15 protein-coding genes are annotated in these 19504 nt (G+C 70.0%); 3 read left to right on the forward strand and 12 right to left on the reverse strand.

Features of this window, described 5'->3' with window-relative positions; translation table 11 throughout:
* Position 1: 1 nt before the first annotated feature.
* From ABFY20_RS16190 to sucC, 4 genes are all read right to left on the reverse strand, one after another.
* Positions 2–1387: a DUF6350 family protein gene (locus ABFY20_RS16190; RefSeq protein WP_368497261.1), complete on the reverse strand. Its 1386-nt coding sequence runs from the start codon at positions 1385–1387 to the stop codon at positions 2–4.
* 38 nt (positions 1388–1425) lie between these two features.
* On the reverse strand, positions 1426–1956 hold the full coding sequence (locus ABFY20_RS16195) for a hypothetical protein (protein WP_368497262.1): 531 nt from the start codon (positions 1954–1956) through the stop codon (positions 1426–1428).
* A gap of 191 nt (positions 1957–2147) precedes the next feature.
* Complete coding sequence (sucD, locus tag ABFY20_RS16200; RefSeq protein ID WP_368497263.1) at positions 2148–3050, reverse strand: succinate--CoA ligase subunit alpha; 903 nt, start codon at positions 3048–3050, stop codon at positions 2148–2150.
* A gap of 18 nt (positions 3051–3068) precedes the next feature.
* Positions 3069–4244 carry an ADP-forming succinate--CoA ligase subunit beta gene (gene sucC, locus ABFY20_RS16205; protein ID WP_368497264.1) on the reverse strand — a complete coding sequence of 392 codons (1176 nt, stop codon included), beginning with the start codon at positions 4242–4244 and terminating at the stop codon, positions 3069–3071.
* 254 nt (positions 4245–4498) lie between these two features.
* Between sucC and ABFY20_RS16210 the strand changes: the two genes are divergently transcribed.
* Complete coding sequence (locus ABFY20_RS16210) at positions 4499–6394, forward strand: hypothetical protein (protein ID WP_368497265.1); 1896 nt, start codon at positions 4499–4501, stop codon at positions 6392–6394.
* 486 nt (positions 6395–6880) lie between these two features.
* Here the strand turns inward: ABFY20_RS16210 and ABFY20_RS16215 are convergent, their stop codons facing one another.
* Positions 6881–9301, reverse strand: a complete 2421-nt coding sequence (locus ABFY20_RS16215; RefSeq protein WP_368497266.1) for an ATP-dependent helicase — start codon at positions 9299–9301, stop codon at positions 6881–6883.
* Between the two features lie 12 nt (positions 9302–9313).
* The gene (locus ABFY20_RS16220; RefSeq protein ID WP_368499808.1) at positions 9314–10348 is read right to left on the reverse strand and encodes a glycerophosphodiester phosphodiesterase family protein; all 1035 of its coding nucleotides are present in this window, start codon (positions 10346–10348) and stop codon (positions 9314–9316) included.
* Positions 10349–10453: 105 nt separating this feature from the next.
* Here ABFY20_RS16220 and ABFY20_RS16225 point away from each other — a divergent pair, with 105 nt between their 5' ends.
* Together ABFY20_RS16225 and ABFY20_RS16230 are read left to right on the forward strand one after the other, a co-directional pair.
* On the forward strand, positions 10454–11266 hold the full coding sequence (locus ABFY20_RS16225) for a Bax inhibitor-1/YccA family protein (protein ID WP_368497267.1): 813 nt from the start codon (positions 10454–10456) through the stop codon (positions 11264–11266).
* Positions 11267–11436: 170 nt separating this feature from the next.
* Positions 11437–12432 (forward strand): DUF418 domain-containing protein, encoded by a 996-nt coding sequence (locus ABFY20_RS16230; RefSeq protein ID WP_368497268.1) that lies wholly within the window; start codon positions 11437–11439, stop codon positions 12430–12432.
* 53 nt (positions 12433–12485) lie between these two features.
* Here ABFY20_RS16230 and guaA read toward each other — a convergent pair whose 3' ends face one another.
* From guaA to ABFY20_RS16260, 6 genes are all read right to left on the reverse strand, one after another.
* Entirely contained in the window at positions 12486–14048 is a 1563-nt protein-coding gene (gene guaA, locus ABFY20_RS16235) for a glutamine-hydrolyzing GMP synthase (RefSeq protein WP_368497269.1), read from the reverse strand.
* Positions 14049–14088: 40 nt separating this feature from the next.
* The gene (locus ABFY20_RS16240; RefSeq protein ID WP_368497270.1) at positions 14089–14547 is read right to left on the reverse strand and encodes a DUF3817 domain-containing protein; all 459 of its coding nucleotides are present in this window, start codon (positions 14545–14547) and stop codon (positions 14089–14091) included.
* A 9-nt stretch (positions 14548–14556) separates the two neighbouring features.
* Positions 14557–15450: an SURF1 family protein gene (locus tag ABFY20_RS16245; protein WP_368497271.1), complete on the reverse strand. Its 894-nt coding sequence runs from the start codon at positions 15448–15450 to the stop codon at positions 14557–14559.
* The gene (locus tag ABFY20_RS16250) at positions 15447–17084 is read right to left on the reverse strand and encodes a cation:proton antiporter (protein ID WP_368497272.1); all 1638 of its coding nucleotides are present in this window, start codon (positions 17082–17084) and stop codon (positions 15447–15449) included. Before ABFY20_RS16250 ends, ABFY20_RS16245 begins: the two co-directional genes overlap by 4 nt.
* 12 nt (positions 17085–17096) lie before the next feature.
* A complete protein-coding gene (locus ABFY20_RS16255; RefSeq protein ID WP_171703668.1) occupies positions 17097–17627 on the reverse strand; it encodes a cation:proton antiporter regulatory subunit in 531 nt (176 codons plus the stop codon).
* A 139-nt stretch (positions 17628–17766) separates the two neighbouring features.
* A complete protein-coding gene (locus tag ABFY20_RS16260) occupies positions 17767–19497 on the reverse strand; it encodes a glycerol-3-phosphate dehydrogenase/oxidase (protein ID WP_368497273.1) in 1731 nt (576 codons plus the stop codon).
* Positions 19498–19504 lie beyond the last annotated feature (7 nt).

A 19504-nucleotide genomic window follows, 5' to 3' on the forward strand; every position in this document is an offset into this window, starting at 1 on the left:
GTCACAGTGTATCCGGCGCGGCGGGAGCCTCTCGTCGGGGGGTGGTCGTGCGCTCCACCGGCATGGTGCGGTCGTGCGCGGCGGCTTGGCCGAACGGCGCCGCGCCCCCGCTCGATGCCGAGGCCGGCGTCGACGTCGCGCCGGCCACCGACGTCGCTCCCGCGACGAGTCCGAGGGCCGAGGAGACGGTCAGCTCCACGAAGGCCCACAGCCAGACCGCCCCCGCGTCGGGGCCCACCTCGGCGAGCCGTCCGGGGCCTGCGGCGCCTCCCGACCACAGGGCGAGCAGGGCGAGGATCGTCGCGCCGACGAGGCCGATGCCGACAGCGACACCCACGAGCCTGACCGCTCGTCCCCGCGCACCGCCGAGCTGCCGGCCGGCGACGGCTCGCAGGAACGCGGGCCGCAGCACCGCCGCCGCCAGGAACCCGGCGGCGACGGGCACCAGCAACCCCACGAAGCCGAGCACCGGCGTGCCCTGCGGCAGGGCGCCGAGCACCGGAAGGGAGGGCACGAGACCGAGCTGGGTGCCGAGGGGCGAGACCGCCGAGCCGGTGCCGATCGCGAAGCCGGGGCCGACGAACCAGCTCGCCGTCCACACGATGAGATTGGGGAGGAGGGCGAGCTGGGCGAGCGTGAGTGTGATGCCACCGAGCACACCTGCCTGCAGGCTCTCGTACAGGGCGACGATCGATGAGAAGTTGACGACCAGGATGATCGCCATGGCGAGCGCCGAGACGCCGACGACGGTCGCGGCCGTGAGCGCACCGCCGCGCAGCGCGAGCGCGACCAGCCCGCGCTCGGTCTCGGGCACCGAACCGAGGGCGGCACGCCATCGCCGAGCGAGCGCGGCATCGGGCGACGGCTCGCGCGAGGGCGACCGGCGGGCCTTCCAGGCGTAGCCGACCGCGAGGCCCACCGCGTACACGGCGGCGGGGAACACCACGCTCTGGGCGATCGAGGGCATCGCCGCGTCGTCGCGGGCGCCGAACGCGACGGCGAGACCGAGGGCGGCAAGCACCAGCACGCCCACCACCGCGCCCGTCACCGGGTAGGGCGTCACGCTGAGGCGGCGACCCGAGCGGGTGCCGAGCAGCAGGGTGAGCAGCGCGAAGCCGAGCGGCGCGATGCCCACCTCGAACGGCGTCTCGGCACCGGCGACGCCGAGGCGCAGGGCGAGCGCGGGGTCGATGGCGAGGCGCAGGTCGACCCCGTTTCCGAGCAGCCACAGGTCGCCCGCCGCGCGCCAGAACGCCAGCCAGTCGACCGAGAGGCCGAACTGCACCGCCCACATCACCGTGAGGGGGATGAGGGGAATGCCGAGGCCGATGGCGACGACGATGACCGCGTCGAGGGCGGAGAGGAAGACGGTGGTTGCGCGGTTCATGCCTGCCCGAGCCTACCGCCAGCCGCGCATCCGGAGCCTCAGTGCAACAGCGCTTTCAGCAGGATGACGGCGACTCCCAGCATCGCCGTGACGACACCGCCGAGGAAGCAGACGTACCACTTCGCCCCGCGCTCTGCGAAGGCGAGGATGCCGAGCACGAACAGCACGACCACCCCGACCGAGAGCGCGAGGTCGTAGGCGACGTCTTCGGGGATGACACCGGCAGCGCCGAGGGCGAGCATCACGATGGGGAGGATGGCCGAGGTGAGCAGGCCGGCTGAGTGCCTCACGGCGTGGGCGAGCGACTCGCCGAGCGGAACCTCGGTGGCGCCGAGCTTGCCGTGGTGGGCGACCGTGGCGGCGAAGACGTGGGCGATCCAGAACACGAAGCTCGAGGTGCCGACGGTGACGAGCAGCGAGAAGTCGCTCTCGTCGTCTTCGACGATGACGATGAGGGCGGCGATGAGGATGGTGCCGTAGATGGCCTCCGCCGTCACCAGCTCATGCCTCAGCCGCCGGTACAGACTCGGCACCTTCGAGGCCGCCACCGCCGCCGCGTTCTCCGTCACCGCACCATTGTGGCAGACCCGCCCCCGCATCCGTTCGCCCCTCAGGCACGAGCGCGACAGGCCGCTGCCGCCCAGACACAGGTGAAGGGGCGGCCGCGTCAGCGACCACCCCTTCACACATCGCCTCGCGCCGCAGTAGCGGCGGCGCGAGCCGCCCGACGCCGCGCGAAGCACGGCGCCGGGCGGGAACATCACAGCGCTGCGTACACCTCGCGCAGGAGCGCGGCGGTCTCGCTCGGGGTCTTGCCGACCTTGACGCCGGCGGCCTCGAGGGCCTCCTTCTTGGCCTGGGCGGTGCCGGCCGAGCCGGAGACGATGGCGCCGGCGTGGCCCATGGTCTTGCCCTCGGGCGCGGTGAAGCCCGCCACGTAGCCGACGACCGGCTTCGTGACGTTGGCCTTGATGAAGTCGGCGGCGCGCTCCTCGGCGTCGCCACCGATCTCGCCGATCATGACGATGGCCTTGGTCTCGGGGTCGGCCTCGAACGCCGCGAGCGCGTCGATGTGCGTGGTGCCGATGATGGGGTCGCCACCGATGCCGATCGCGGTGGAGAAGCCCAGGTCGCGCAGCTCGTACATCATCTGGTAGGTCAGCGTTCCCGACTTCGACACCAGGCCGATCGGGCCCTTGCCGGTGATGTTCGCCGGGGTGATGCCGACGAGCGACTCACCGGGGGTGATGATGCCGGGGCAGTTCGGGCCGATGATGCGGGTCTTGTTGCCCTTCGCCTTGGCGTAGGCCCAGGCCTCGGCCGAGTCCTGCACCGGGATGCCCTCGGTGATCACGACGAGCAGCGGGATCTCGGAGTCGATCGCCTCGATGATGGCGTCTTTCGAGAACGCCGGCGGCACGAAGGCGATGGAGACGTCGGCGCCGGTGGCCTCGATGGCCTCCTTCACGGTGCCGAACACGGGGAGCTCGACCGCGTTGCCGTCCTTGTCGGTGTGGGCCACCGTGGTGCCGGCCTTGCGGGCGTTGACGCCGCCGACGACCTGGGTGCCGGCCTTCAGCATGAGGGCGGTGTGCTTGGTGCCCTCACCGCCCGTGATGCCCTGGACGATGACCTTGGAATCCTTGTTCAGAAAAATCGACATTGCTCTCTCGTCCTTCGCTTACTTCGCAGCGGCTGCAGCAGCCAGCTCGGCGGCCTTGTCGGCGCCCTCGTCCATGGTGGCGGCCAGGGTGACCAGCGGGTGGGCGGCCTCGCGCAGAATCGCGCGGCCCTCCTCCACCCGGTTGCCGTCGAGGCGCACCACGAGCGGCTTCGACGCGGCGTCGCCCAGGATGCCGAGCGCGGCGACGATGCCGTTGGCCACGGCGTCGCAGGCGGTGATGCCGCCGAAGACGTTCACGAACACGCTCTTCACCTGCTCGTCGCCCAGGATGACGTCGAGACCGTTGGCCATCACCTCGGCGGATGCTCCACCACCGATGTCGAGGAAGTTGGCGGGCTTCACGCCGCCGTGGTTCTCGCCGGCGTAGGCGACGACGTCGAGGGTCGACATGACGAGCCCGGCACCGTTGCCGATGATGCCGACCTCGCCGTCGAGCTTGACGTAGTTGAGGTCGTTGGCCTTGGCCTTGGCCTCCAGCGGATCGGCGGCGTCCTTGTCTTCGAGGGCCTCGTGGCCCGGGTGGCGGAAGCCGGCGTTCTCGTCGAGCGAGACCTTGCCGTCGAGGGCGATGACGTCGCCCTCCTCGGTGAGCACGAGCGGGTTGACCTCGACCAGGGTCGCGTCTTCGCCCTTGTAGACCTCCCACAGCTTCACGAAGACGGGGGCGACCTTCTCGATCAGCTCGGTGGGGAACTTCGCCTCCACAGCGATGCGGCGGGCGGTCTCGATGTCGATGCCGGCGATGGGGTCGACCTCGATGCGGGCGAGCGCGTCGGGGCGCTCGACGGCGAGCTGCTCGATCTCCATGCCGCCCTCGTAGCTGGTGAGGGAGAGGTAGGAGCGGTTGGCCCGGTCGAGCAGCACCGAGAAGTAGAACTCCTGGGCGATGCGGGCGCCGCCCGCGACCATCACGCGCTTGACGACGTGACCCTTGATGTCGAGGCCGAGGATGGCCTTCGCGGCCTCCTCCGCCGCCTCGGGGTCTTTCGCGACCTTCACGCCGCCGGCCTTGCCGCGGCCACCGATCTTCACCTGGGCCTTGACCACCGTGACGCCGCCGAGCTTCTCCGCAGCGGCCCTGACCTCCTCAGGGGTGTCGGCGATGATGCCCGGCAGCACGGGAACGCCGTAGCTTTCAAAGAGGTCTCGGGCCTGGTACTCGAATAGATCCACGCTGGTCTTCTTCCAATCCGCATTCGACTCGTCGTCCCGGCAGGGAACCGGGGCGTGAAGGACGGCGCGACAAAAGGAGTGTCCCCTCCATCGCTCCGGACACCATCTAGCACTCTACCCCCGCGAGGCGACGCGTCCCGCCGCGGGCCGGGCTCACGCCTGCCGGTTCTGCACCGGGTGCCTGCGGCGCCGATCCGTCCACAGATCAGCGGGCATCCGCGGCTGGGAGTCCTTCTCGCGGTGAGGCTCGTCGCATGAACCGCATCCTCCGCATCCTCGCCCTCGCCGCAGCCGCACTCCTGCCGCTGCCCGGCCTCGCCCTGGTCACAGCCCTGCCCGCGAGGGCGGTGCAGGAGATCGCGCACGGGCGGGGTTCGATGTGGCTCGCCGACGGAGTCTCGTGGATCGGCAACTACGAACTCGACGACGGCAACATGGGCTACTGCATCGATGTCGAGAAGCCTGCGCCCTCCGGCGCCTCGTTCGACTACGTCGACGGGTCGACGGCCTCGCTCTTCTCGCCCGACGACGCCGCCAGGCTGGCGTACCTGTCCCGCCAGTGGGGCGCGCCGGGCGATGCGGTGACGGCGGCCGCGGCGCAGCTCGCCACCTGGAGCATCACGGGCCTCGCCGGCCACGACCAGGCCTGGTTCGCACAGCGCGCCAACGCCGACGCCGACCGCGTGCTCGAGCTGGCGAACCGGATGCTGAGGCAGGCCGACGGGGTGAGGGGCGCCTCCCGGGGCGCCAGGGCCACCCTCGATCTGCGGCTCAATGCTGGGTTCGTGGTCACCGACCTCGTCGTCGACCACCTCGCCGGGCCGGCACAGGCACCTCCCGCCAGCCATCGCGGCACCTTGGATCTGCGCGGCGCCACCTTCGAGAACGGGTCGCGCACGATGCGGGTGGTGAACGGCACCCTGGTGAAGATCGTTCCCGACCCGGGCCGGGCGGTGTCGGCGGTGACCGTCTCGGTCGACTACCCCGACCTCCCCTATGGGCCGGGGTTCCGCCTCGCACAGAACCGGGGCGGAACGCAGAGCCTCCTGGTGCAGTCGCCCTTCCCCACCTCGGCGAGCGCCTCGGCCTCCGGCTCGGTTCCCAACTCGCGCCCGTTCCGTCCGCGTGTCGAGACGATCACGAGCGCAGCGGTCGCGTCTGCGGGTGCGGGCCTTCACGATCGGCTGGAGCTTTCGGCACACCCCGACTCCCCCACGGGTGGCGAGTGGGGTGTGTATCGGGCCACCGACGGGGCGTTCGCGCCGATTCCCGTGGTGATCGACAGCAGGCTGCTCGGGCCGTTCGGCACGAGGCCGTCGAGGAGCTCGACCGTTCCCGCCGATGCTCCTCTGGTCTGCGAAGTCGAGACGGCGGTCATGACCGGTCCCGGCCGCTACGACAGCCCCGAGTGCACGGTGCCTGCCGCCGGGTTCTACGTCTGGGTCGACGCCATCGACCCGCGCAAGACGCCGCCCGAGCGAGGAGGCGGCAGGCTCCAGCCGTGGAGGTCGGAGTTCGGAGTGGCCTCGGAGACCACGCTCGTGCCGGCGACTCCCACGATCGAGACGACCGCTTCGACGGGAGAGCTCAGCGCGCCGGAATGCGTCAGCGACCGCCTTCTCGTGTCGGGTCTGCCGTCGGGTGCGCCACCGATCGAGGTCGTCTCCACCCTGCTCGGCCCGCTCGACCGCGAACCGGAGGAAGGCTCTGAGCCGGAGGGATGGCACGACTTCCCCGTGGCGGGAAGCGTCACCACCTTGGTGGCGCAAGACGGCATGCACGAGTCACCCTGCATCGAGGTGTCGGCTCCCGGCTTCTATTACTTCGTCGTCGACTCGGCGCCGTCGTCGGAGCGCTTCGCGACCACTCCGGTGGTGTCGGCCTTCGCCGATCACCGCGTGCACGCGAGCGAGTCGGTGCGCTTCAGCGCGCCGACCCCTCCGCCGTCGCCCACTCCGCCGCCCGCGGCGACACCCCCGGCACCCGCGTCGCCGCCGCCCGCCGCGATGCCTCCCGGCGAGGCCGCGCCCCCGGCCACGCGCCTCGCCCAGACCGGCGTCACTCCCCCGCCCCTCGGCATCGCCGCTACCGTCATCGCCATCATGATGGCCCTCGGCGCCTTCGGCCTCATCGCGGGCCGCCGCCCCTGACACCCCCGCCCGCCCGGCCGCCGCCCCTGACACCCCCGACCCGCCGGGCCGCCGCCCCGCCGGGCTCCCACCCCTGACACCCCGGCCCCGCCCGGCCGCCGCCTTCCCGCACGTGGGGCGGCCCCGCGCGCTCGTGGCCAGCCCCACCCACCCCCACGCGGCGTACAACCTCCCCACCACCGCCGGGCCATCCACTTTCTCGCGGACAAAGTCCGTCCGAAAGTGCGTTGGGACGGACTTTGTCCGCAAGAAAGGGTGGAGGGGGTGCGCCGCGAGTGTGGACGAGCGTGACGCAGCTCTCCCGAAGGGGCGTTGCCCTTTCGAAGGGGCGTTGCCGCAAGGGCTCCCGACCACCGCCGCTACTTCTCCGCGGCCGACGGTGGATGTCCTCCCCACCTCCCCCGCGCATCCACTTCCTTCCGGACAAAGTCCGTGAAGACGTCAGTCATCACGGACTTTCTCCGGAAGAAAGCTGCTGGAGGGGGGTCAGAGCTTCTCGATGGGGGCGATCTTGATGAGGAGCTTCTTCGGGCCGGCCGACTCGAAGTGCACATGGGCCACGCGCTTCGCGCCCTCACCGGTGACCTGGTTCACCCGGCCCTCGCCGAAGTCGGTGTGCGTGATCCGGTCGCCCGGCGCCAGCTCGAGGTCACCGTTGTCGCGCACCTGGCCGGTGACCCGGTTGGCCCACTCCGTCTTCGGCCGCGGCGGCCCGGGAGGAATGCCGTAACCGCTGTCGGTGTTCCAGCGCGACATGCCACCCGAGCCGCCGCGCCCGCGCTGGGCATTGAGCGCGCGCGGCTCGGTGCCGCCGCGCGAGGTCGCCATGCCGGGCGACTGGATCCAGTCGATGAGCTCGGCCGGGATCTCCTGCAGATAGCGACTCGGCATCGCCACGGCGGTCTCACCGAACTGGGCCCGGGTCATGGCGAGCGACAGGTAGAGGCGCTTGCGAGCCCGCGTGATGCCCACGTAGAACAGCCGCCGCTCCTCGGCGGGGCCCCCGGGCTCGCTGGCCGACATGCGGTGGGGCAGCAGGTCTTCTTCGATGCCGGTGAGGAAGACCGCGTCGTACTCGAGCCCCTTCGCCGTGTGGAGGGTCATGAGCGACACGGTTCCGCTCGAGTCGTCGAGGTCGTCGACGGCCGCGACGAGCGACACCTCGGTGAGGAAGTCGAGCAGCGTGCCGTCGGGGTTGTTGCGGTTGAACTCCTTCGTCACCGCGACGAGCTCCTCGACGTTCTCGGCCCGCGCCTCGTCTTGCGGGTCGCGGCTGGCGCGCAGGCTCGTGACGTAGCCGCTCTTCTCCATGAGCAGCGTGAGCACTTCGCTCACCGTCGCCTCTCCCCCGTCGCGCTCGGGGTCGACCAGCTCGGCGGCCTCGTCGAGCAGCGCCGCCAGCTGCAGGATGGCACCCGTGACCTTCGGCCCGAGCCCGAGCTCAGACGCCCGCCGCATCGCTTCCCGGTAGCTCACCTGCTCCCGCTCGGCGAACGAGGCGAGCTGCGTCTCAGTGGCGGGCCCGATGCCGCGCTTGGGGGTGTTCAGGATGCGCCGTAACGCAAGCGCGTCGAACGGGTTCGCGACACTCGTGAGATACGCCATGGCATCTTTGATCTCGGCCCGCTCGTAGAACTTCGTGCCGCCCAGCACCCGGTAGGGCAACGCGGAACGGATGAAGATCTCTTCGAGCGCTCTCGTCTGCGAGTTGGTGCGGTAGAACACCGCGATCTCGTTGTACGGCATGCCCGCGTCGCGCAGCTTCGCGATCTCGTCGGCCACGAACTGGGCCTCGTCGTGCCCGGAGTACCCGGTGAAGCCGACGATCTTCTCGCCGTCGCCCACCGCCGTCCAGAGCTTCTTGTCTTTGCGGTCGAAATTGTTCGAGATCACCGAGTTCGCCGCGGTGAGGATGTTCTGCGTCGACCGGTAGTTCTGCTCGAGCAGCACCACCTGCGCGCCGGGGAAGTCACGCTCGAACTCCACGATGTTGCGGATGTCGGCGCCGCGGAAGGCGTAGATCGACTGGTCGGAGTCGCCCACCACGGTGAGCGACGCGCCCCCGCCGCCGAACGCGGCGAGCCCGGTGAGCTCGTTCGACTCCGGCGGCCGGGTGAGCTCCCTGATGAGCGCATACTGCGCGTGGTTGGTGTCTTGGTACTCGTCGACGAGGATGTGCCGGAACCGTCGCTGATAGCGCTCCGCCACCTGCGGGAAGGCCCGGAACAGGAACACGGTCTGGCTGATCAGGTCGTCGAAGTCGAAGGCGTTGGCCTCGCGGAGCGCTCGCGTGTAGGCGCCGAACATCTCGACGAACTTCGCCTCCTGCGGGTCGGAGAAGTTCGCGCCCCTGGCGTACGACTCCACATCGGAGAGCTCGTTCTTGAGCTTCGAGATCTTCGCTGCCACCTGCGACACCGTGAACCCGAAGGTGTCGGCCTGGTGGTCTTTGATGATGCGCTTGATGAGCGCGCGCGAGTCTTGCGAGTCGTAGATGGTGAAGCTCTTGGTGAAGCCGAAGTTCTCGGCCTCCCGGCGCAGGATGCGCACGCACGCCGAGTGGAACGTCGAGATCCACATGCCCTCGGCGACCTGCCCGAGAAGGTGGCCGACCCGCTCGCGCATCTCGGCTGCCGCCTTGTTGGTGAAGGTGATAGCGAGAATCTGGCTGGGCCACGCCTCGCCGCTCCTGATCAGCCCGGCGATGCGGTGCGTGAGCACCCGGGTCTTGCCACTGCCTGCACCGGCGACGATGAGGAGGGCCGGGCCGCGGTACTCGACCGCCTCCCGCTGCTCGGGGTTCAGCCCGTCGAGCAGCGGGTCGCCCCCGTCATCCCGCGGCCCGGAGGGCCCGTCGAGGATGATCGGGATGCTGCTCCTGGTGGTCTGATCGGTGGCGTCGCTCATGCTGCGTCAAGTCTAGGCGGCGCCTCCGACACCGGTGCCGCGGGCCACCAGGGCGAGGTCGGGGTGGTCGGCGAACACCCCGTCGACACCGCTCGACATGATCGTGCGGTACTCCTCCTGCCACCGCCCGAACGCCGCCGCCCTGCCCCCGGTGCGGAGGTTCTTGGGCAGGAAGGCGTTCTCGGGCCGCAGCGTCCAGGTGTACACCTCGAGTCCCGCACGGTGCGCCCGCGACACCACGTCACTCACCCGTGTCGCGTTCCCCTCGGCGTCGAGCGGCAGGATGAGCGCCTTGTCGAGACTGATGCCGTCGACCTCGGCCGCCAGCCCCGAGAGCGATGCATCGGTGAGCTGGTCGAGGTAGCCCCCGGCGGCGTCGCCCCACCGCGCGACCTGGTCGAACGGCTTGCCGTGCGCCTCGAGGAGATAGACGTACCGTGCCGCGACCCCGCGCATCCGCATCTCTCCCAGCACGGTCTGTTCGAACGACTCGACGACGAGCCGGCCGGTCCGCCCGGCCCACCCCGACGCTTCGAGCGCCCCCGCGACGAGCTCTGCGGCCGGCAGCCCGAGGGCATCGAAGTGGCTCGCGTGCTTGACCTCCACGACCGGGAAGACGGCCCTCCCGGTCTCCTCCGCGACCTCGTCGACGATGCGCAGCACGTCGCTCAAGCGCAGCAGCGGGAAGGCGTCGTCGTGCGCCGCGCTCTCGGGCCGCAGCGTCGGCAGGCGCTCCCGCGCCCGCAGCGTGCTGAGCTCCGCCCAGGTGAAGTCCTCGGTGAACCACCCGGTGTGCTCCTCGCCGTCGACCGACCTGGTGGCGCGGCGGCCCGCGAACTCCGGATGCTCCGCCACGTCGGTGGTGCCCGAGATCTCGTTCTCGTGCCGCACCACCGCGACGCCGTCGCGACTGAACACCACGTCGGGCTCGACCGCGTCGGCCCCCTGCGCGAACGCGAGCCGATAGGCGGCCTCGGTGTGCTCGGGGCGGTATCCACTCGCCCCGCGGTGGCCGATCACAAGCGGTCGCACGGGTGTGTTCTCCATCACGACCTCACCGTACGCCGTGGGCGTACTACCAGGCGATTCATGAAATCGGTGCAGTAGATTGAGGTGACCACGATCACCCTCACCTTTCACAGAGAGACTGACATGGCCGAAGCATCGTCCAGCAACCCCGCCTTCGCGAAGAATCCCATCTTCAACGGCAAAGCCGCCGCACAGACGCCCACCATCAGCGCCGACGGGTTGCAGGAGCTCTACGACCGTCCGTCGGCGACGCCGTCCGAGACCGACCGCATGAGCTACGAAGACACGATCGTGAAGACGGTCGGCCTCTTCGCCGTGTTCCTGGTCACCGCGGTGGTCGGCTTCCTCTCGAACATGCCGGTTCCCACCGTGCTGGGCCTCGGCCTCATGATCGGCGGCTTCATCGGTGGCCTGGTCTTCGGTCTCATCAACGCGTTCAAGCGTGAGCCCTCCGTTCCGCTCATCTTCCTCTACGCAGCCTTCGAGGGCCTCGCCATCGGCGCCATCTCGGGCTTCTTCGAGGCGCGCTGGGGCGGCATCGTGCTTCAGGCCGTGCTCGCGACCGTCGCGGTCTTCGGCGTCACCCTGGCACTCTTCGCGAACGGCAAGATCCGCGCATCGAAGCGGGCCACGAAGATCTTCCTCATCGCCATGGTCGGCTACATGGTGTTCTCGCTGCTCAACATCATCCTCATGATGACCGGCGTCGTCACCGACCCGTTCGGTCTGCGCAGCGGCTGGATCGGCCTCGTCATCGGCGTTCTCGTCGTCATCATGGCCGCCTATTCACTGGTGCTCGACTTCGACGCCATCCAGCGCGGCGTGCGCAGCGGCGCTCCCCGCAAGTACGGCTGGTCGGGCGCGTTCGGCCTCATGACCACCATCGTCTGGCTCTACCTCGAGCTGCTGCGCATCATCGCCATCTTCCGAAACTAGGAAGCAGCACGAACAGCACCCATCGCGAGAACGGGGTCGCCCAGCCGGGCGGCCCCGTTCCGCGTTCCGGCAGCAGCACAGGCACAGGCACAGGCACAGGCACAGCCCGCATCATCGGCCTCGACCTGGCGCGCGGCCTCGCCCTGCTGGGCATGTTCTACGCCCACACCGTGCCTGAGGGCGACGCCGAGAGCATCTTCGACGGCCGCTCGTCCATCCTCTTCGCCACCATCGCCGGCGTCTCCCTGGGCCTCATGACGGGTGGCCGCGCGGGCCCTGCGCGCGGCGCCCGCTGGCGCGCCTCTCGCGTCGTCGCCATCCGCGGCGCCCTCCTGATCGCGCTGGGGGTCGCCCTCACCCTGCTCGACACCCCCATCGCGATCATCCTCGACACCTACGGCTTCTTGTTCCTCGTGGCGATTCCCCTCCTGGTCGCCCCGCGCTGGGTACTCGCCGTGGTGGCCGCCGCGGCCGCAGTGGGCGGCCCGTGGCTCGTCGAGACGGTCACCGCCGCCGTCGACACCGAGGCCGCCCTCCCCGTCTCCTCGGTGGCGAACCCGTTCCTCTACTTCCCGAGCCGCTGGATACTCGGCACCTACCCCGCCCCGGTCTGGCTCGCGTACATCGCCCTGGGTCTTCTCATCGCCCGCTGCGGCGTCGAGCTCCGCCGCACCCAGCTGCTGCTGCTCACGCTCGGCTCGGTCGTCGCGCTCGCCGGGTACACGACCGCCGCCGCCCTCGGCGACCCCGTCTTCGCCCACGACGACACGACCTTCGAGGTCGTCTCCTCCGGCGCCGTAGCCGTGGCGGTCATCGGCCTGTTCACGGCGCTCACCGAGTCGACGGGGCGACGGATGCGCACGGCCGTCACGCGCATCCTGCAACCCCTGTGGGCCACGGGCTCCATGCCGCTCACCGTGTACTCGGCTCAGATCGTGGCCCTGTGGTGGTATGTGGAGAACACCGACTACGAGGGGTGGCTGGGCTGGCAGAGCGTTCCGTTGTTCGTGGTGTTCGCCCTCACCACGCTGCTGTTCTGCAGCCTCTACCGCCTCGTCTTCAGGCAGGGCCCCCTCGAGTGGCTGGTCGCGCGCATCAGCACCCAACGCCCGTGGCGCCGCCCCCGTGAGCGACACGACGAACGGCCCGCCGCCGGCGGCCCCTGACCGTGGTCGGAGCGCCCGCGTCGGGCCGTTCGGCTCGGAGCGACGTCAGACCGTCACTCCCACTCGATGGTTCCCGGCGGCTTCGACGTGACGTCGAGCACGACCCGGTTCACGCCCGCGACCTCGTTGGTGATGCGGTTCGAGATGCGGGCCAGCACGTCGTAGGGAACGCGGGTCCAGTCGGCGGTCATCGCGTCTTCGCTGGAGACGGGGCGCAGCACGATGGGGTGACCGTAGGTGCGGCCGTCGCCCTGCACGCCCACCGAGCGGACGTCGGCGAGGAGCACCACGGGGCACTGCCAGATCTCGGCGTCGAGGCCCGCCGCGGTGAGTTCGGCGCGCACGATGGCGTCGGCCTGGCGCAGCAGCTCGAGCCGCTCGAAGGTCACCTCGCCGACGATGCGGATGCCGAGCCCGGGGCCGGGGAACGGCTGCCGCGACACGATCTCCTCGGGGAGGCCGAGCTCGCGGCCGATGGCGCGCACCTCGTCTTTGAACAGGGCCCGCAGCGGCTCGACGAGCTCGAACTGCAGGTCTTCGGGAAGACCGCCCACGTTGTGGTGGCTCTTGATGTTGGCGGTGCCGCTGCCGCCGCCCGACTCGACCACGTCGGGGTAGAGGGTGCCCTGCACGAGGAACTTGATGGGGTCGCCGTCGGCAGCGGCCTCGGTGATGAGGTCGGCCTGGGCCTGCTCGAAGGTGCGGATGAACTCGCGCCCGATGATCTTGCGCTTCTGCTCGGGGTCGGTGATCCCGGCGAGGGCGGTGAGGAACTGCTCCCGCGCATCCACCGTCACGAGGCGCACACCGGTGGACTTCACATAGTCCTCCTCGACCTGCCGGCGCTCGTCGTGGCGCAGCAGACCGTGGTCGACGAAGACGCAGACCAGCTGGTCGCCGACCGCCTCGTGCACGAGGGCCGCGGCGACAGCGGAGTCGACCCCGCCCGAGAGGCCGCAGATGACGCGGCCGGCTCCGACCTGCTCGCGGATCGCCGCGACCTGATCGGCGATGACGTTGCCCGGGTTCCAGTCGGCGGGGATGCCGGCGGCCCGGTGCAGGAAGTTCTCCAACACCTGCTGACCGAAGGGCGAGTGCTTCACCTCGGGGTGCCATTGAACCCCATAGAGCCCGCGCTCCGGGTCGGCGAAGGCGGCGACGGGGGTCGACTCCGTGCGCGCGAGCACCGAGAAGCCCTCGGGGGCCTTCACCACCGAGTCGCCGTGGCTCATCCACACCGTCTGGCCGAGGGGCTGGCCGTCGAGCAGGGCCGCACCCGCCGCATCCGCCGCCTGGTCGACGGCCATGTCGGTGGAGCCGTACTCGCGCGCGCCGGTCTTCGCGACCTCGCCGCCGAGCGTCTTCGCCATCACCTGGAAGCCGTAGCAGATGCCCATCACGGGCACCCCGAGTTCGAGGATGGCCGGATCCAGCGCCGGGGCGCCCTCTTCGTAGACGCTCGACGGGCCGCCGCTCAGCACGATGCCCACCGGGTTCTTCGACGCGACCTCCGCCGCCGTGATCGAGTGCGGCACGATCTCGGAATAGACGCTCGCCTCGCGCACCCGGCGCGCGATGAGCTGGGCGTACTGGGCGCCGAAGTCGACGACGAGCACCGGGCGGGTGAGCTCCTCGTGGTCGGGGGTGTCTGCTGCGCTAATGGGAGGCCTCCACGGGTCGGGGGTCGGCGGGGTCGGCGAGCTCGGCCTCGCGCGAGGCGAGGTAGCCCTTCACCTCGCGGGCGATGCGGGCCTCGAGGAAGAAGGACAGGAAGGGGACGATGCCGCCGAGGGCGATGAGCACGAACTTCCAGAACGGCCAGCGCATGAGGCTCCACAGCCGGAAGTCGGAGAACAGGTAGACCACGTAGAACCAGCCGTGGGCGATGAGGATGCCGGTGCTGAGGTTCACCGCCACCACGGTGCCCTCGGGAACGAAGGCGAGGAAGCCGCGCGGGCCGCCGAGCTCGAGCTCGACGGCGAGAGGGGTGTACTTCAGCAGCATCTCGACGCAGAGAAGCAACAGCATCACACCGGTGATGACGGAGGCGACCTGGTAGAACTTCAGGGCACCCCGGATGCGCGGGAAGTCTTTCGGTTTCGGGGCGAGAGCCATGGGTCAAGCCTACCGTCGCCCGGCTGGACGGTCGTCGGCACCTGGGGCCTCGGCGGCGCCCCCCGCCGCGGCTTCAGCCGCCTCGAGAGCCTCCTCGTTCTCGCGCTCCCAGGCGTCTCGCACGAGGCGGTACCAGAGGTAGATCGCAAAGCCCGCGAACACGACCCACTCGGCGGCGTAGAAGATGTTCAGCCAGTTCACCTGCACCGAGCGGTCGGGCTCTGGCGACACGATGGCGTCGAGGCCCGCGGGAGCCTCGTCGAGCACGAGGTAGCCCCCGTACACCTCGGCGGCCTCGTCGAACTCGGGCCAGCGATTGATGAGCGCGGCGATCGACATGGTGGTGTCGAGCGCCTCGAAGGTGGAGTCACCCGCCGGGTCGGCCCCACTCCCCCGCTGCGCGTCGGAGACGACCGGGCCCTCGGTCGGCAGGTAGCGACCCGTGAGGTCGCCCGAGACGGCGGTGGCGCGGCCCCCGAGCTCCAGCGCGGTGGCGCGAGCGGTCTCGAGCTCCGGCGTCCAGCCGAGGGCGACGGCGAGGTAGGTGTCGGCGGGCTGCTCGACCTTCAGCTGCCCGATCACCCAATACCCGGAGACGCCGTCGTTGAGGCGGCCGGAGATGACGTCGAAGCCGCTCGGCACGAGCGCGCCCTTCACCTCCACGCGCTGGGCGGCCTGCGTCTCGACCACGGGTGTCTGCGGCTCGGCCACCGTCTCGAGCGGCTTGATGGTCTCCGACTGCCCGTTGGTCACCTCACCGCTCGACACGGCACGCTCGAGCTGCCACTGACCGAGGGCTGCGAAGCCGCCGGCGATCGCGAGGGCGAGCACGAGCGTGGCGATCCAGCGGGGTCGCCGCATCACGGAGGCGAGGGAGGCCGGGGGTGCGGAGGTAATGCTCAATACTCGTCGTCTCTCGCTCGGGATCGCGGATCGTGCTCGTCCGACTGCAGCATCGCCTGCTCGATGAGACGATCCCGCTCGGCGCCCTCGCGCTCGGGTGCCGCGACACCGCCCGCAGGCACGACGGCCTCGGGGTCGCTGCCGCGGTCGGCGTCGTAGTCGTCGTAGTCGCCATAGACGTCGGGGGCGATCTCGTCGTCGTCGGCTGCTGCGACGCGGTCGCCGGAGCGGCCGACGCTGAGATCGTCGTCGTCGCCATCGCCATCGCCATCGCCGGCGACCACTCGCCCGGCCGGCCCAGCGGTCGCCGCCTCCATGAGCGCGATGGCCTCGTCGGCCTCGAGGTTGCGCTGCGTCTTGCCGCCCCCGGCGGCGCCGGCGGCCACGGCTGCGGCTGCGGCCTCGGCACCGGCTGCGCCCGCGGCGCCCGACGCCGCAGACGCTGCCGCCTTCGCCCGCGCCTTGCGCTCGGTGCCCAGCACGAAGCTGCCGATGCGTTCGGAGTTGACCGCGAGGATGGGCCCGATGATGGCCATGATGAGCACGTACAGACCCGCGAAGGGCTGGATGCGCTCGTCGAGCCCCGCGGCGAGCGCGAGCGTCGCCAGGATGAGTGCGAACTCCCCCCGGTTCTGCAGGATGGCCGCCGTGTTGATGCCGGCTTGCGGCCCGAAGCCGTTCAGCCACGCCACGAACTGGCCGCCGATGGCGTTGAGGGTCATCGTCATGACCACCGCCAGCACGACCGGCACGATGACGGCGGGGAACGCTGTGGGGTCGAGCCCGAGACCGAAGTTGAGGAAGAAGAAGGCGCCGAACACGTCACGCAACGGTATGGCGATGTGCTCGATCTTGTTGCGGTAGCGGGTCGCCCCGAGAACCAGGCCGATGAGGAACGCACCGATCGCATCCGTCACGCCGAGGATCTCGCCGAGGCCGCCGAACATGATGGCCAGGCCGAAGAACAGGATGGTGAACAGCTCGTCGTCTTTGGTGCGGAACAGTCTCGACACGACCTTGCCGCCCCAGCGCGCCACCGAGAACATCACCACCAGGAAGACGAAGGAGATGCCGAGCTTGCCGACCACCAGCCAGATCTCGGTCTCGCCCGAGAGCACCACCGACACGATCGCCAGGTAGATGGCGATGAAGACGTCTTCGACGACGGTCACGCCGAGGATCATCGGAGTCTCGCGGTTGGCGAGGCGGTTGAGTTCGATCAGCAGTTTTGTGACGATGGCGCTCGAGGAGGTCGCCGTGATGCCGGCGATGACGAGCGCCTCGCGCGTTCCCCACCCCACCAGGAAGCCGAAGCCGAAGCCCACCACCATGTTGATGAGGATGTAGGAGCCGCCCGAGATGAGCAGCTTTCCCGCGTTGGAGAAGAACTCGTCTTGATCGAACTCGAGCCCCAGATTGAACAGCAGCAGGATGAGCCCGAAGACCGCGATCAGCTCGATGTACTCGCCATGGGCGAACTCGAGCGGGAACCACGCGAAGTACGGGCTCGCGAGGAGCCCGACCACCATGTAGATGGGGATGGCCGGGAGGCCGATCGACTTGCCGAGGCGACCCAGCACGTAGGCGATGACGAACAGGACTCCGAGGATGAGGAGGTCGGGGCCGAGGTGCATACGCGCGTGCCCCTAGCTGCCGGGCGAACCGTCGACGACCACAGGCTTCTTGATCTCCCCGGTGCGGAAGAAGTTGAACGCCTTCGCCACCTTCTCGGGCGAGCCGGCCACGACGAGGGTGTCGCCCGGGAAGACCTTGAAGTCGGAGGCGGGAGCGGGGTTGGTGGAGTCGCCTCGCACGACGGCCACCACGGTGAGCCCCGCGATGCCGCGCTCGGCGGGCGAGCCGAGGGGCTGGCCGGCGATGTGGTCTTCGTAGTCGACGGTGAACCAGTCGATGGACAGGCCGGGGATCTGGTCGAGCGCCGAGAGCGACTCGGTGATCTGCGTGCCGCCGAGGAGCTCGGCGAGGGTGTGCGCCTCGTCGTCGGAGAGGCGGAGCGAGACCTTCGTGTTGTTGGGCCCGTCTTCGTCGTCGGCGAAGGTGATGAGGTCGCTGTGACCCGAGCGGTGGGCGATCACGCCCACCTTGCCCCCGTCTGAGGTGATGAAGGTGTGCAGCACCCCCACGCCGGGAAGCTTCACTCGCCGAACGTCGACCATTGCTGTCTCCTCAGGAATCACCGCACGGATACTCGAACGGCGGTGAGACCAGTTTACGCGAGGGGCAGCACGGCCCTGCCGGTGTTCGCCCTCAGCTGTGGAGAACGCGCACCAGCAGGCACGGTGTGCAGGAGGAGCGTCAGTCGGCGTCGACGATGTCGGGGGCCTCGAGGCGGATGCGCTCGGCCGACTCGTCGTCGGGCTGCTCCTGGCTCGCACGTTCCGCGGCGACCCGCTCGAGGTACACCTCGACCTCCCGGTCGACGGTCTCCTCGTCCCACCCCAGCACCCCGGCCATGAGACGCGCGGCGACCGGCGCCGCGGAGACCCCGCGGTCCCACGCCTCGATCGAGATGCGGGTGCGGCGCGCCAGCACGTCGTCGAGGTGCAGCGCGCTCTCGTGCGAGGCCGCGTAGACCACCTCGGCGCCGATGTAGTCGTCGGCACCGGGCAGCGGGTCGGCGAGCGACGGGTCGGCCTTGATGAGGTCGAGCAGCTCGTCGGTGAGCGTGCCGTAGCGGTTCAGCAGGTGCTCGATGCGCACCGGGTGCACGCCGAACTTGCGCGCGATCTTGTGCCGCTTGTTCCAGGCCGCCTGGTACCCCTCGGCACCGAGCAGCGCGATGTCCTGCGTGACCGAGGGCGAGATGCGGCCGTCGAGAGCCGACACGGCGGCGTCGATCGCATCCTTCGCCATGACGCGGTAGGTCGTCCATTTGCCGCCCGCGATCACGACGAGCCCGGGCACCGAGTGCGCCACGAGGTGCTCGCGCGAGAGCTTCGAGGTCTGGTCGCTCTCACCGGCGAGCAGTGGCCGCAGGCCCGCGTACACGCCCTCGACATCTTCGCGGGTGAGCGGTACGGCGAGCACCTTGTTCACGTGCTCGAGGATGTAGTCGATGTCGGCGGCCGTCGCGGCCGGGTGCGCCTTGTCGAGGTGCCAGTCGGTGTCGGTGGTGCCGATGAGCCAGTGCCGGCCCCACGGAATGACGAAGAGCACGCTCTTCTCGGTGCGCAGCAGCAACCCCGACTTGCCCTGGAACCGGTCGCGGGGCACCACGAGGTGAACTCCCTTCGAGGCGCGCACCTTGAACTGTCCGCGCTCCCCCACCATCGCCTGGGTCTCGTCCGTCCACACGCCCGTGGCGTTCACGACCTGCTTGGCGCGGATCTCGAACCGCTCGCCGGTCTCGAGGTCGTGAGCCTTCACGCCCACCACCCGCTCGCCCACCTTGAGGAAGCCCTCCACCTTCACTCGGCTCGCCACGTGGGCCCCGTACGAGGAGGCCGTGCGCGCGAGGCTCGCCACGTAGCGGGCGTCGTCGACCTGCGCGTCGTAGTAGGTGATGCCGCCGACCAGGGCGTTCTTCGACAGGCTCGGGATGAGCTGCTGCACCTGACGACGGGAGAGATGACGGTGATGCGGAACACCGGGAGGCCGCCCGCCGGAGTAGCTGAAGATGTCGTAGAGCAGCATCCCGGCACCGATGTAGGCCCGCTCCACCACCCGCTTGTTGAGCGGGTAGAGGAAGCGCACGGGCTTCACGAGGTGCGGGGCGATGCGCTGCAGCAGCAGGCCTCGTTCGATGAGCGCCTCGCGCACCAGCCTGAAGTCGAGCTGCTCGAGGTACCGGATGCCGCCGTGCACGAGTTTCGACGACCGGCTCGAGGTGCCCGACGCCCAGTCGCGCGCCTCGACCATCCCCACCCGGAGACCGCGGGTCACCGCGTCGAGCGCGGCGCCGGTGCCGACGATGCCGCCACCGACGACGAGGATGTCGAGTTCCTTCTCCTTCAGGGTCTCGATGGCCTTGCTGCGTTCCTCGGGACCGATCTTCGTGGAGTGCGATACCGAGGTGTGCGTGGCCATGTGACTC

The sequence above is a fragment of the Herbiconiux sp. A18JL235 genome, assembly GCF_040939305.1.
Classification (GTDB): domain Bacteria; phylum Actinomycetota; class Actinomycetes; order Actinomycetales; family Microbacteriaceae; genus Herbiconiux.